This window comes from Lachnoclostridium sp. An181 (genome assembly GCF_002160325.1).
Lineage (GTDB): Bacteria > Bacillota > Clostridia > Lachnospirales > Lachnospiraceae > An181.
This window is the reverse complement of the sequence record NZ_NFKJ01000011.1, coordinates 45,501-59,082: the sequence shown is the minus strand read 5'-3', so window position 1 is coordinate 59,082 and position 13,582 is coordinate 45,501. Positions and strand designations below refer to the sequence as shown.

General features: G+C 45.2%; 12 protein-coding genes. 4 read left to right on the top strand and 8 right to left on the bottom strand.

Going from position 1 to position 13,582, the window contains the following annotated elements; genetic code table 11:
• Window positions 1-181: 181 nt before the first annotated feature.
• The 4 genes from B5F18_RS08230 to B5F18_RS08215 all read right to left on the bottom strand — a co-directional run bounded on the left by B5F18_RS08230 (window position 182) and on the right by B5F18_RS08215 (window position 4,681).
• Window positions 182-601: a nuclear transport factor 2 family protein gene (locus B5F18_RS08230; protein ID WP_087157232.1), complete on the bottom strand. Its 420-nt coding sequence runs from the start codon at window positions 599-601 to the stop codon at window positions 182-184.
• 434 nt (window positions 602-1,035) lie between these two features.
• The gene (rlmD, locus tag B5F18_RS08225) at window positions 1,036-2,409 is read right to left on the bottom strand and encodes a 23S rRNA (uracil(1939)-C(5))-methyltransferase RlmD (protein WP_087157196.1); all 1,374 of its coding nucleotides are present in this window, start codon (window positions 2,407-2,409) and stop codon (window positions 1,036-1,038) included.
• 69 nt (window positions 2,410-2,478) lie between these two features.
• Entirely contained in the window at window positions 2,479-3,423 is a 945-nt protein-coding gene (locus tag B5F18_RS08220; RefSeq protein ID WP_087157195.1) for a 3'-5' exoribonuclease YhaM family protein, read from the bottom strand.
• 13 nt (window positions 3,424-3,436) lie between these two features.
• Window positions 3,437-4,681, bottom strand: a complete 1,245-nt coding sequence (locus B5F18_RS08215) for a S1C family serine protease (protein ID WP_162607567.1) — start codon at window positions 4,679-4,681, stop codon at window positions 3,437-3,439.
• A 136-nt stretch (window positions 4,682-4,817) separates the two neighbouring features.
• On the opposite strand from B5F18_RS08215, the gene B5F18_RS08210 reads away from it, so the two are divergent.
• The 3 genes from B5F18_RS08210 to B5F18_RS08200 are packed head-to-tail and all read left to right on the top strand — an operon-like array spanning window position 4,818 to window position 9,321.
• Window positions 4,818-7,190 carry an endonuclease MutS2 gene (locus B5F18_RS08210; RefSeq protein ID WP_087157193.1) on the top strand — a complete coding sequence of 791 codons (2,373 nt, stop codon included), beginning with the start codon at window positions 4,818-4,820 and terminating at the stop codon, window positions 7,188-7,190.
• Between the two features lie 15 nt (window positions 7,191-7,205).
• The gene (locus B5F18_RS08205; RefSeq protein ID WP_087157192.1) at window positions 7,206-7,907 is read left to right on the top strand and encodes a response regulator transcription factor; all 702 of its coding nucleotides are present in this window, start codon (window positions 7,206-7,208) and stop codon (window positions 7,905-7,907) included.
• Between the two features lies 1 nt (window position 7,908).
• Window positions 7,909-9,321 (top strand): sensor histidine kinase, encoded by a 1,413-nt coding sequence (locus tag B5F18_RS08200; RefSeq protein WP_087157191.1) that lies wholly within the window; start codon window positions 7,909-7,911, stop codon window positions 9,319-9,321.
• A gap of 76 nt (window positions 9,322-9,397) precedes the next feature.
• Here B5F18_RS08200 and B5F18_RS08195 read toward each other — a convergent pair whose 3' ends face one another.
• On the bottom strand, window positions 9,398-10,594 hold the full coding sequence (locus tag B5F18_RS08195; RefSeq protein WP_087157190.1) for a substrate-binding domain-containing protein: 1,197 nt from the start codon (window positions 10,592-10,594) through the stop codon (window positions 9,398-9,400).
• 173 nt (window positions 10,595-10,767) lie between these two features.
• Here B5F18_RS08195 and B5F18_RS08190 point away from each other — a divergent pair, with 173 nt between their 5' ends.
• A complete protein-coding gene (locus B5F18_RS08190) occupies window positions 10,768-10,989 on the top strand; it encodes a DUF362 domain-containing protein (protein ID WP_334293335.1) in 222 nt (73 codons plus the stop codon).
• Between the two features lie 64 nt (window positions 10,990-11,053).
• Here B5F18_RS08190 and B5F18_RS08185 read toward each other — a convergent pair whose 3' ends face one another.
• The 3 genes from B5F18_RS08185 to rplI form a co-directional block, all read right to left on the bottom strand.
• Window positions 11,054-11,656 (bottom strand): helix-turn-helix domain-containing protein, encoded by a 603-nt coding sequence (locus tag B5F18_RS08185; protein WP_087157188.1) that lies wholly within the window; start codon window positions 11,654-11,656, stop codon window positions 11,054-11,056.
• Between the two features lie 124 nt (window positions 11,657-11,780).
• Window positions 11,781-13,121 (bottom strand): replicative DNA helicase, encoded by a 1,341-nt coding sequence (dnaB, locus tag B5F18_RS08180; RefSeq protein WP_087157187.1) that lies wholly within the window; start codon window positions 13,119-13,121, stop codon window positions 11,781-11,783.
• Window positions 13,122-13,133: 12 nt separating this feature from the next.
• On the bottom strand, window positions 13,134-13,580 hold the full coding sequence (gene rplI / locus B5F18_RS08175) for a 50S ribosomal protein L9 (protein WP_087157186.1): 447 nt from the start codon (window positions 13,578-13,580) through the stop codon (window positions 13,134-13,136).
• Window positions 13,581-13,582 lie beyond the last annotated feature (2 nt).

Genomic DNA, 13,582 nt, shown 5'->3' with positions numbered 1-13,582 from the left:
TTACGGAAAATCTATTGGCGAAAGGGAGCAGCCAAACAAAGCAGCTACTATGCGATTGCTTTACAGGAAATCGGACCTGTATCGCAGATCAGAAAACCGTTGAACACGCTGACCCGCCAAAACTGCATTATCTTCATGCGCCGCTATTGGTTTTTCGATAGTTACAAGGACGATTCAACTATTAAAACCAACTTGCCTTTTCATCTCTAAATTGAGGTTTGTCCCCATTTTCATAAGGATTATAGTTATTCCGATTACAGCCAAATTCTTTTAATAACTTTATCTTATTATCTGCTGCCCATTCAATCATAGAAATTCCGTCAAATTCTTCTATTTTACCATTGTACATTTCGTTTTTGAAATACCACACTACAACAGTTTGATTGTCTTTATGAATAAATTGTTTAATATCCCAACTGATGACCTTACCACGCGTATTCCATTCATCAAACCAGTGTTTTACTGTTTTGCGGTTATCATATTTTGGCCCCCAGCTCTCTATATAAACCACATCTTCTGCGAAAATATCATCAATGCCAAAATCCTGTTGTGTAAGCCACATACTAAACCATAACCGGATTATTTTTTCTCTCTCATACATAACTAAACACCTCAAAAGTTTCCAATTGATAGGCAACCAACTATTGTTGGCAATCTGACAACTAAAGACAACATCCCGGAAAATTCCAATCGGAAAGAAATACTTCTCTCCCATCATGCTATTTTGACAACTTTAGCCCCCTTCAAAATTATATACGCTTTCTGTCCTGATTGCTATTTCAAAATCCATAAAAGCATCTGCCACACATAGTATTTCCATACTCCTATAAACAAATTGAAGATAAGAAAATACTAGATACAATGATTGCTTTGGCAAGTATAGGAGAATTGACATCAGAACGATACGGATTCTTTATAAGCTTATTATCAAATCAAAAGATCGGTGAGAATGATGTACAAAGACACATCCTTGAGCTTTCCTCCCAAAGGAGAAATAACTATATCTCGTGGTATTTATCTGATTTTTCATTTTATTTATACAGCATTTCGTATGAGTAGAGCAACCGTCTCCACATGCACCGTGTGCGGAAACTGGTCCACTCCTCTTACCTTCACAATCTCATATCCGCCCTCACACAAGATCTTCAAATCTCTCGCAAGTGTCGCACTGTCGCAGCTCACATACACAATTCTTTTTGGCTGCATTCTAAGCATCGTGTCCAGCAGGCTCTCATCGCACCCTTTTCTCGGAGGATCCACCACAATGACATCCGCGTACACCTGATTCTTCTCATACTCTCTTGGCAGCACTTCCTCTGCTTTCCCAACGAAAAATTTTGCGTTTTCAATTCCATTTCTTCTTGCATTGTCCCTTGCATCCTCAATCGCCTGCGGAATGATCTCCACGCCGTACACCATCTTTGCTTTCTTTGCCAGGAAAAGGGAAATGGTCCCGATTCCGCAGTACAGATCCCATACCGTCTCACCTCCGGAAAGTCCTGCATAGGAAAGAGCCAGATTATACAGTACTTCTGTCTGCACCGGATTTACCTGATAAAAAGAAAGCGGTGAAATACGGTACTGCACATCCCCGATATAGTCCGTGATGTAATCCTGTCCCCACAAAGACTTGATCTCCTTCCCCATGATCACATTTGTCTTTTCTTTGTTGACACTTAGGGTAATGCTTGTCATGCCTAAGATTCTGCCAAGGCGCTCTGTCAAGACTTCTGCATTTGGAACACGTTCTCCGTTTATGACAAGACAGACCATGATCTCTTTTGTGATAAATCCATAGCGGATGAGCACATGGCGTACAAGCCCATTATGTTTTTCCTCGTCATACGGCTCCACCTGACATTCCTCCATATAGCGGACAATGATTTCCAGTATTTCTTTATTTACCTGCACTCCGAGCATACAGTCATCCTGCGCAATGATATGGTGCGTTCTGCCCGCATAAAATCCTGCGATGATATGCCCTTCCTTGTTCCTTCCGATCGGGAATTGTGCTTTATTTCGGTAACGGTACGGACTTTCCATGCCGCAGATTTCCTCTGTGACAGACTCGATCAGATCCCTGTCAAAGCCGCCAATCCTCTCCAGGTTATTTTTGATCTTCTCCTCCTTAAACCAGAGCTGTTTTTCATAATCCATCTCCTGGATCTGGCATCCGCCGCACTGCCTTGCAATCGGACAGGCCGGCCGTACTCTTGCAGGGGATGGGTCTATGACTTTCAACAGTTTTGCGTAACCGTAATTTTTCTTTGCCTTCATCACTTTTGCTTCCACCGTATCTCCGATGACCGCATCCTTGATAAAAAGCGTATAGCCGTCCACCTTTCCGATTCCTTCGCCATTTACTCCGATATCCTCAATTGTCACAACCGCAGTATCATTTTTCTGCATAAGTCTTCCTCCGTCATTGTTTTTTTGAAAGAAAAAGACGGAATATACACGATACCCCGTCCTGCTTTTTTATGAAATGCTTGTTTTTCTTAGATTAGATTCAAACAGTCTGTTGTAGCCAAGCCAGTCTTTGCTGTTCTTATCCTTAAACACTTCTTTGAGTGTCTGGAATCTTGCGTCCGCGCAGTCCGCATGGTTGAGCGCCAACGCTTCTGCCAGTGCGGGTTTTTTGGGTGAACCGTATTCCAACTCTCCGTGATGTGCGATAATACAGTGTTTCAGCTCGCTTGCAAGCTTTGGCGGAAATCCTTCCACAGAGCGGATCGCCTCATCTGCCATCTCCACGCCAATGACAATGTGTCCAAGCAGCTGTCCGTCATCCGTGTAATCATTTTCCGGAAAAGGAGACAGCTCTTTTGTCTTGCCGATATCATGGAACAGCGCTGCTGCATAGAGCAGATCTTTGTTAAAAATCGTATAAGCATTTACAAAGTACTCGCACATCTTTACAACGCTGAGCGTGTGCTCTAAAAGTCCTCCGGAAAATCCATGATGCACACTTTTTGCCGCGGAATGTGCCTGAAACCGTTTGATAAACTCCGGATCATCCACAAAATAGTACTCTACCGCTTTCTTCAGATACGGATTTTCAATCTGCCGTACATAAGACAACAGCATCTCGTACATTCCGTCCACGCTTTTTTCGCTGACCGGCATATAATCCGCCGGCGCGTACTCGCTTTCCTCCGCTTTCCTTATCTGACGGATGTTCATCTGCAGATTTCCATTGTAGCTGGTTACCTCCCCGTATACTTCGATAAAATCCATTTCCTCGTACTCCGCAATCCCCTGGGAATTCGGATCCCAAACTTTTCCGTCCAAAGTTCCCGTCTTATCCTGAAGGATCAGATTGTCGTACGGTTTGCCGTTTCTTGTCTCCGCAGAGCGTTTTCCCTTGCATAAATATACATTTCTAATAGTCTCTCCTTCGCGGAGAGTATTGATATATCTCATATTCATCCTCTTTCTATTCTTTACTTCCTATCTCTACTTTAAACGAAAGATCCTCGTACCCTCCGTTACCGCTTCGTTTTACTAAAATATCCACAGTATCGCCTTTTTCTTTTTCCATTAAAATATTGTGGTAAATACCAATATAGGTAAGGGCACGCCCATCCACCTCAGACAGAATATCACCGCTTTGTATTCCTGCGCGCATAGCCGGGGAATCCTCCTCCACACGTTTCACATAGATCCCATCAGGAATGGTCGTTGTCTCCCTTGTCTCTTCCGGCACTTCCGCAGGAATAATCCCAATATAAGGAACGCTTTTTCCGTTTGAAAGAAATTCAATCTCACTTTTGAGCCCTGAGATTGCGTAAGCTGAAATTAAGTTTCCGGTTCCATTCATGTCCTTGAGCGTAATCCCGATGATCTCACCCTCAAGGTTGACAAGAAATCCCGTCTGCCCTTCTGATCCGGCAATATCTGTTGTAAGAAGTCCGTACTCTCCGTCAGCTTCCGTCTTCGTCCCTTTTATGGAACTTATCACACCATATCCGGCTCCATCCGAATTCCCCATGCAGCATCCTATTGCAATGACCGGATCCCCTTTCTCAACTGCATTGGAATTTCCAAGTTTCAGCACACTTGTGTTGTTCATCGTGGAATCTTTCAAAATGGATTTTTCCACCCCGTACACAGCAATTCCCAAATTGCCGTCCTGCTTTTTCAAGGATACAGGGTAAAATTCCCCGTCACTGAAACTGACAAGTACAGGTTCCTCTGTGGTTGCGATACTGTTGTCGGATATGAGCAAAAGTTCATTGCCATTGTCTGCCATAACTGCCCCTGAAACCTGTCCTCCTTCGGACGTTTCATCCCAGTTCATTGTCTGAAGAGTTACGATTCCTTTGCCGGCCGCACTCGCACATTGACACAGCACCTTGTGCATTTCTTTATAGTGCTCCAAAGTGACAGCAGAGGTACCCTCTTCCTTTGCAGGATCCTGTGTATCTTCTAATTTTTCCTCATCTTTTGGGATGGTAACTTCCTTTGGATTGCTCTTGAATCTGTCCGACATCCAAGGATAGACCACAGTAAACCCCACGCACGCTGTCAGCCCAAAAACAAGCCCGCCCGCCGCTATTTTTCCTGCCTTTTTGAACATTTTCTTCAAACTCCAAGGCTCAGCCTTGATTGTCTCCTGAAGAAATGGATAGGATTCCTTTTCTTCTTCCGATGGCTTTTTTGGTTCTTGTTCGTATCCCATAGGTGAATTAACTCCTTTTATTCTGCTCATAAGTATACATGATTCAACTTGGATGTTCAACTCACTATCGAATTTTTTCCTTTTCTTTATAATATAAATCATGTAAAATGAATCTAGATAAATAAGGGGAATCAATATGAACAGAAAAACTTTAGGAAAACTTGAATACAATAAGATTATAGAATTATTAGTGGAACAGGCCTCCTCCATGGGTGGGAAGGAACTGTGCCGCACACTCCGTCCTATGACAGATCTCTCACAGATTGAGACTGCCCAGGAGCAGACAAAAGCTGCTTTTGACCGTATTGTCCGAAAAAGCCGCCCATCCTTTGGCAGCGTCAAACCTGTGGAAGAATCTTTGAAACGATTGGAGATCGGAGCGGCCTTAGGCTGTGGAGAACTTCTTCGCATCGCCGCTCTTTTGGAGACTGCCGGAAAACTCAAAGCATTCGGCCGGCATGAGACAGCAGATGACAATTCTGACTGTCTGGACACCTATTTTGAACAGCTGGAGCCTTTGCATCCAATCTCAGCGCGGATCCGCCAGTGCATCATCGAAGAGGATGAGATCAGCGATGATGCCAGCAGCACTTTAAAACATATCCGCAGAAACATCCACATGCTGAACGACAAGGTGCACAGCACCCTGAACAGCCTTGTCAATGGCTCTTACCGGAATTATCTGCAGGACGCCATCATCACCATGCGGGGGGACCGTTACTGTCTTCCGGTAAAGGCAGAATACCGCAGCCAGGTTGGCGGAATGATCCACGACCAGTCCTCCACAGGCTCCACACTTTTCATTGAGCCCATGGCGGTCGTAAAACTGAACAATGACCTAAAAGAGCTTTATGGAAAAGAACAGGAAGAAATCCAGGTCATTCTGGCCAACTTAAGCAATGAAACCGCCGAATATGTATCAGAAATCCGCACGGATTACCATGTGCTCACAGAGCTGGATTTTATTTTTGCAAAAGGCTCCCTGGCTCTGTCCATGAATGCCAGCAAGCCTTTGTTCAACGAAGAAAGACGCATTCACATCCGCGAAGGCCGTCACCCTCTTCTCGACAAGAGGTCGGTTGTCCCGATCACAATAACCTTGGGGGGAGATTTTGACCTTCTTGTCATTACCGGGCCGAACACGGGCGGAAAAACTGTGTCTTTAAAAACCGTGGGATTGTTCACGCTCATGGGGCAGGCAGGTCTTCACATCCCTGCTCTTGACCGAAGTGAGCTTTCCATCTTCCGGGACGTGTACGCGGATATCGGAGATGAGCAGAGCATTGAACAAAGTTTGAGTACCTTCTCCTCCCACATGACAAATATTGTACATTTTCTAAAAAAAGTGGACGAGCAATCACTTGTCCTCTTTGATGAACTCGGGGCAGGCACCGATCCGACCGAGGGAGCCGCTTTGGCCATCGCCATTCTGGACTACCTCCACAAAAGAGGGATCCGTACCATGGCGACAACACACTACAGCGAGCTGAAAGTTTACGCCCTCTCAACCCCGGGCGTAGAAAATGCTTGCTGCGAGTTTGATGTACAGACTCTTCGCCCGACTTACCGCCTTCTTCTAGGCATACCGGGAAAAAGCAATGCTTTTGCAATCTCCAAAAGACTTGGTCTTCCAGACTTCATTATCGACAGCGCCAAGACTCACCTGTCCGAGCAGGATGAATCCTTTGAAGATCTCCTGACGGATTTGGAGAACAGCAAGCGTACCATTGAAAAAGAACAGGCTGAAATCAAAAGTTATAAGCAGGAAATCGAAAAACTGAAACAGCAGGCCCAGATAAAACAGGAAAAGATTGATGCGCAGAGAGAACGCATCCTCAACGAAGCAAAAGAGCAGGCAAGCTCTATCTTGAAAGATGCAAAAGATTTTGCGGACGAGACCATGAAAAATTTCCGGAAATTCGGAAAGGCCAACGTATCAGCTGCTGAAATGGAAAAAGAGCGCGAGCGGATCCGCAGGCAAATGGAAAAAAATCGCCCTGAAGTAAAACTTGGCACCACGAAACCGAAAAAACAATATAAGCCTTCTGACTTTAAACTCGGAGAATCCGTCAAGGTCCTTAGCATGAATTTGACCGGAACCGTAAGTTCAAAGCCGGATGCAAAAGGAAATCTGTTTGTGCAGATGGGGATTCTCCGCTCCCAGGTAAATATTTCCGACCTGGAGATCATCGAAGAACCGACCGTCACACACAAGTTTATGCCGCGCACCTCATCCGGGAAGATGAAAATGTCCAAAACAATGTCCGTAAGACCGGAGATCAATCTTCTTGGAAAAACTGTGGACGAGGCCATTGCGGAGCTTGACAAATATCTGGATGACGCATATCTTTCCCATGTAAATCCTGTACGGATCGTGCATGGAAAAGGCACCGGAGCGTTAAGGAAAGGAATCCACAATTACCTGCGCCGCCAGAAACACATCAAATCTTTCCGCCTTGGAGAGTTTGGCGAGGGAGATGCCGGAGTTACGATCGTTGAATTCAAATAAGGGGGGAATTTTTGAATGATAGCAAAACAGAAAATTTTAATTGTAGACGATGACGAAAACATTGCAGAGCTGATTTCTCTTTATCTTACTAAGGAATGCTTTGACACAAAGATTGTCCACGACGGAGAGGATGCGCTGACCGCTTTCGATGAATACGGCCCAAACCTTGTTCTCTTGGACCTGATGCTTCCGGGCATGGACGGTTACCAGGTCTGCCGGGAGATCCGCTCCAAGTCGCAGATTCCGATCATTATGCTCTCTGCAAAGGGAGAAGTGTTTGACAAGGTACTGGGACTTGAGCTTGGTGCAGACGACTATATCATCAAGCCTTTTGATTCAAAGGAAATGGTTGCCAGAGTGAGGGCCGTGCTGCGCAGATACCAGCCGGTCAAATCCGAAAGTGTTTCCTCCGAAAAAAGCAAATGTGTCGAATATCCTGGTCTTATCATTAATCTTACTAACTATTCTGTTCTCGTGGACGGCAACCAGGTGGATATGCCGCCAAAGGAATTGGAGCTGCTTTATTTCCTTGCTTCCTCTCCGAATCAGGTGTTTACAAGGGAACAGCTCCTCGACCAGATATGGGGATATGAATACATTGGAGACACACGAACCGTAGACGTGCATATCAAGCGTCTCCGCGAGAAAATTAAAGATCATGAGAGCTGGAAGTTGAGCACAGTGTGGGGAATCGGATACAAGTTTGAGGTAAAGTAATATGAAAAGTACACTTTACCTGAAATTTATCATTATCTATTTGATCCTGGGTTTCTTAAGTATCTTTACAATCGCTACACTGTCGTCCCAGTTGATCAAGGATTCGCTCATAAAAAACAGTGGGAAAGTTCTGTACACGGAAGCAACTTCATTTTCTTCCAAATACCTTTCCTCTTATTTTGTGGAGCAAATATCCAAAGAAGATTTGAATCTTCAGCTGTCGGGCTTGTGCGCATCCATGCATGCAAGCGCATGGTTTGTGGACAAAAACGGAAATTTTATCGAGTACGTGTCCGTATTCGGACAGCAGGCACCGGAATCCATCCCGGACTTTGACCCCCTGGAAAACGGCTCTGACCAGTATCAGGTAGGAAACTATCACAATCTTCTTGCCGAGGACGTGATCAGTGTCATTGTGCCTGTGACACATGACTTTTCGACAAAAGGGTATCTTTTGCTGCACCGGCCTCTGGCAGATATCGAGGAGGCAAAATCCAGCCTTCTCCTCAATGTGTACATTACCTTTACAGTTATCTATATTTTTACGTTTTTGATACTGCTTGGAATCCATCTTTTTATCTATATTCCACTTACGGAGATCACGGAGGCCGCCAAACAGTATGCTCTTGGCAATCTGGACTACGAGATTCCCGTCAGCTCAAGCGATGAAATCGGCTTTCTCTCCGCATCCCTAAACTACATGTCCAGACAATTGAAGGATATGGAGGATTATCAAAAAAAATTTATCGGAAATGTTTCGCACGATTTCCGCTCTCCTCTGACCTCGATCAAGGGATATGTGGAGGCAATGGCAGACGGAACGATCCCGCCCCAGATGCAGGAGAAATATTTAAAGATCATTCTCTTTGAGACCGAGAGACTGACAGACCTGACAAAAGATCTGCTGACCCTGAATGAATTTGATACAAAAGAGCTCCTTCTCAACAAATCTTCTTTTGATATCCACGAGGTTATCAAAATGACAGCGGAAAGTTTTGAGGGCCGCTGTACATCAAGAAAGCTGTCCATTGAACTTCTCTTTGCTTCCAAGACACTTACTGTGTACGCGGACCAGCGAAAAATCCAGCAGGTACTCTACAACCTGATTGACAATGCGCTCAAATTCAGTCCCGAGGGCTCCTCCATCACTGTGGAGACTACGGAGCGGTCCGGAAAGGTATCTATCTGCGTCAAAGACCATGGAATCGGCATTCCAAAGTCAAGTCTTGGAAAAATCTGGGAACGCTTTTACAAGACAGACCAGTCGCGCGGAAAGGACAAAAAGGGTACAGGACTTGGCCTTGCCATTGTCAAGGAAATCCTGCAGGCACATAATGAAAATATCAATGTTATCAGTACAGAGGGTGTTGGAACAGAATTTACCTTCTCCCTTCCAAAAGAAAGGCAATTCTGAGAGTCTTTTGCCCAAAACTTTTCCCATATGACAAAAGGATACTGCAGAAAATATTTCGTTTCTGCAGTATCCTTTTTTAATACAGCATATTCTGTATCGTCTTTTTATCCACATTATCTTTTGTCACCCATGTGTATCCGCTGTCCACAAAGGCTTCATTTCCCATACCAAGAGCCGCCCTTGCCGCTGCGATGACTGTGGCGTACCCCATGGCAAATGGATTTTGGAGTATCAGTCCTACCACCCTGTCGTCGTCCAGGCTTTTGATCTGCTCTTCGCCTCCATCAAATCCCACAATTTTGATATCTTTTTTTTCCAACTCATCCGCACCTTTTAAAATTGCCTGACAAACATCTGCATTTGTTCCAAAATAGCCCTTTGCATCCGGATGAGCTTCCATCATGCATTTTACGATTTCCTCCCATGTCATGGCATCTGCTTTCGCCTGAATCTCTTCTTCAGTCATCACGGCTCCGCCTTCCCCTGCCTGTTTCTTTGCCTCTTCCTCAGCAATGCTCTTGGCAAGGTTTGCAGACTGATCCATGTAATATACATTGACCACATTTATTTCCGGGCTGTTTGCCTTTAGCTCATTTCGAAAACCGTCCACTCTCTGTCTTGTAGATGCTGATGTGGAGCTCTCGGCAAAAATCACTACCTCTCCTTGTCCTCCCAGTGCATCGCTAAGTTTTCCGGCGGCTGTCTTTGCAGCCTCCTCATTGTTCGTGGAACACATAGCCTCGATTCCCTGGTAATCTGTTCCGGAATCAAAAGCAACTATAGGAATGTCATTTTCCGCCGCCAGATCAAACTGAACTGCGCAGGACTGCTCGTCGATCACCGCAATTCCCAGAGCCGCCGGATAACGGTCAAGCTCTTCATCCAGAATATTGATCTGTTCTTCCGCATCGCCGTCATTTGCAGGTCCACCGTAAACGACTTTGATCTTGTCATTTCCCTTATATCCAAGTATCGTATTGAGATCGTCCGCAGCCGCAGCCGCGCCCTCTTTTACTGTCTTCCAAAACTCTGACTTCTCTCCTTTTCCGATAATGGATATGTATGTGCCCTTTTCAAGTTTGAGCCCCTCTGCATTTCCGTAGGCAAGGGGGCGCAGCATATCTAAATATGCCTGCTGTCTGCTCTTCTCTTCATTTTCTTCTGCCTTGGCACTGCCATCCTGTGATGTTTCTTTCTCAGGCTTTGATGTACACCCACCAAACACAAGTGCCGCGCACAGCGCCAGTGCCGTTATCCGTTTATATAACTTCATGCTTTGATCACTCCTGATTTTAAGAAAATTTAACACCTATACTATACACTAATTTTCATTGGAAAACATAAATATTTTCTTAATTTTTCGGATTACCACATTCCTTCCTTATTGAAAATTGTACTGAATTAAAACCATAAATTTTCTTGTATCTTCCTACTGTTTGTATTAAAATTATCATTGAAATAAAGTTTTCACAATACACGAAAAGGAGGATGAAAGTTATGGCACACGTAATTAACGATTCATGTGTAAGCTGTGGAGCTTGTGAAGCTGAATGTCCAGTAGGAGCTATCAGCCAGGGCGCTGATCACTATGAAATCGACCCAGCAGCTTGTGTTGACTGCGGCGCTTGCGCAGCTCAATGTCCAACAGGAGCTATTTCTGCTGAGTAATTTATAAACATATGCAGGTGTACACAGGCAAAAGGAGTGGGATACAAGACGATCCCACTCCTTTTTATGTCCAGCTTGTCCCAAGCATCTTCTTTAGTCTTTTTCCCGCTCCAAAACGAGCGGACTCTTTTCGGAGTGTCTGCTGTTGCCGGATAAGATGATCCAGTTTCTGGAACCGCTCTTCTTCCTGCCTCTCCTTCGCCTGCATCAGATAGTCCATCTCTTTTATCACCTTCTCTGACACATAGTCTCCGACAGCCTTTTCAAGCACCTGGTTGTTTTCCTCCAGGGCAGTTTTCATAAATGACTGGAAAACCTCCTGCACCTTGGCAAGCTTGTCCTGCACTTCTTTTGGATTCTCTTCCGCCTTTAGCTCCTGTTTTTCAACCACTTCAGGAACCGCCTTCACAATCTCCTGCTTTTTCACCTTGGCCTTTGTCTTAAGTAAGTCAGGAATGATCTCTTTTAGCTCTTTCAAAAGCATCCCCTGCTCCTTTAAGTTCTTAATACAGTGAAACAGCTGTATGTTCTCTTCCGTATAATACCGATGTCCCAATTCTGTCCGTTCAATCGGAAGTTCCAGTTCTTCTTCCCAGTATCTGAGCACATGCGCCTCCACATTGACACGCCTGGCCGCCTCTGAAATCATATAGTGGACTTCTCCCATCACTGACACACCCCCTGTATTATTTTGGACTTTTCTAATATCATAAAAATGCCTGTGTCACAGGTATATCATACCATAACACAGGCATTCTAAGCGCAAGTTTCCTTCGTCAAATTCTTGCAATTTATTCCCTTACCGCATTGGCAAATTTTGTATAATTTGGCAGCCATGTCAGATTCACGGTTCCAATCGGACCGTTTCTCTGCTTTGCAATGATGATCTCCGCCATATTCGGCGTATCTGTATCTTTGTGATAGTAGTCATCCCTGTAGATGAACATCACAACGTCCGCGTCCTGTTCAATGGCACCGGATTCACGCAGATCGGAGAGCATTGGTCTGTGGTCCGGTCTTTGCTCTACTGCACGGCTTAACTGAGAAAGGGAAATGACCGGTACATTCAGCTCCCTGGCAACCCCTTTGAGGGCACGGGAAATTTCTGAAATCTCCTGCTGACGGGATTCACTTTTTCCTCCTGCTCTCCCTGACATCAGCTGAAGATAGTCAATGATGATCAGATCCAGCCCCTGCTCCATCTTATATTTTCTGCATTTTGAGCGCAATTCAGAAATTGAAATTCCCGGCGTATCGTCTATGATAAGTTTTGACTGGCCTACAGTCCCTGCTCCCTCGATCAGCTTTTCCCAATCCGCATCCTTTAAGTTTCCTGTCCTCAATGCCTGGGCATCTACCTGGGATTCCAGGGAAAACAGACGGTTCACAAGCTGCTCTTTTGACATCTCAAGGCTGAAGATTGCCACAGCCTTGTTCTGTTTGAACGCCACATGCTGCGCAATATTCAGCACAAACGCGGTCTTTCCCATGGAAGGCCTTGCTGCCACCAAAATAAAATCAGAAGGCTGAAGTCCCGAAGTTTTGTAATCCAGATCAATAAATCCGGTTGGAATCCCGGTCACAGTCCCCTTGTTTTTTGATGCTTTCTCTATCCTCTCAAGTGCATTTAGGACAACCTGCTGAATGGGCACAAAATCCCCGGCGTTTCTGCCCTTTTGTGTCAGTTCAAATACCTTTTTTTCCGCTGTCTCAAGAACTGCCTCCAGAGGTTCCTTTCCAAGATAGCAGGTATTGGCAATCTCTTCGTTTAATTTTATCATCCGCCGCAGTGTCGCCTTTTCCGCTACGATCCTTGCGTAATACTTGATATTTGCGGACGTAGGAACAGCAGCCAGGAGGTCTTTTGCGAACTCCAGGCTGCTGATTTCCGGCGGTACATCCTTCTCCCTTAGACGGTCCTGAAGAGTGATCAGATCTACCGGGTTCCCCTGATTATAAAGCTCCACGATCGCGTCAAAGACGACTCCGTATGCACTCTGGTAGAAATCCTCTCCCTGAATGATCTCCGCAGCCGTCATGATCGCCTCTTTATCCATCAGCATGGCACCGATGACAGATTGCTCAGCCTCTATGCTGTGCGGCGGTACTCGTTTGATGAGTGCCTCTTCCATCCGTAATTCCTCCTAAGCTTCTGTTACGACCACCTTGAGGCTTGCCGTAACCTTTGCGTGCAGTTTCACCGGAACATCATGTGTTCCAAGCGTCTTGATGGACTCCTTAAGTTGAATCTTCTTTTTATCCACATCGTAACCCATCTGTTCTTTCACCGCAGCGGCAATCTCTTTTGAGGAGACAGACCCAAATGCTTTTCCGCCTTCCCCTGTCTTGATAGACAGCTCCACTTTGCCTGCTTCCAATTTTCCTGCCAGCTCTTTTGCAGCCTCAAGCTGCTCCTTTGCCACTTTATCTGCATTTGCCTTCTGCAGTTTCAGATCATTCAAATTTTTGGTGTTCGCTTCAAGCCCCAATTTTTTCGGGAGTATAAAATTTCTCGCATATCCGTCGCTGACATTTACGATCTCTCCCTTTTTCCCAAGTGTCTTCACATCTTCCAGTAAAATTACTTTCATCT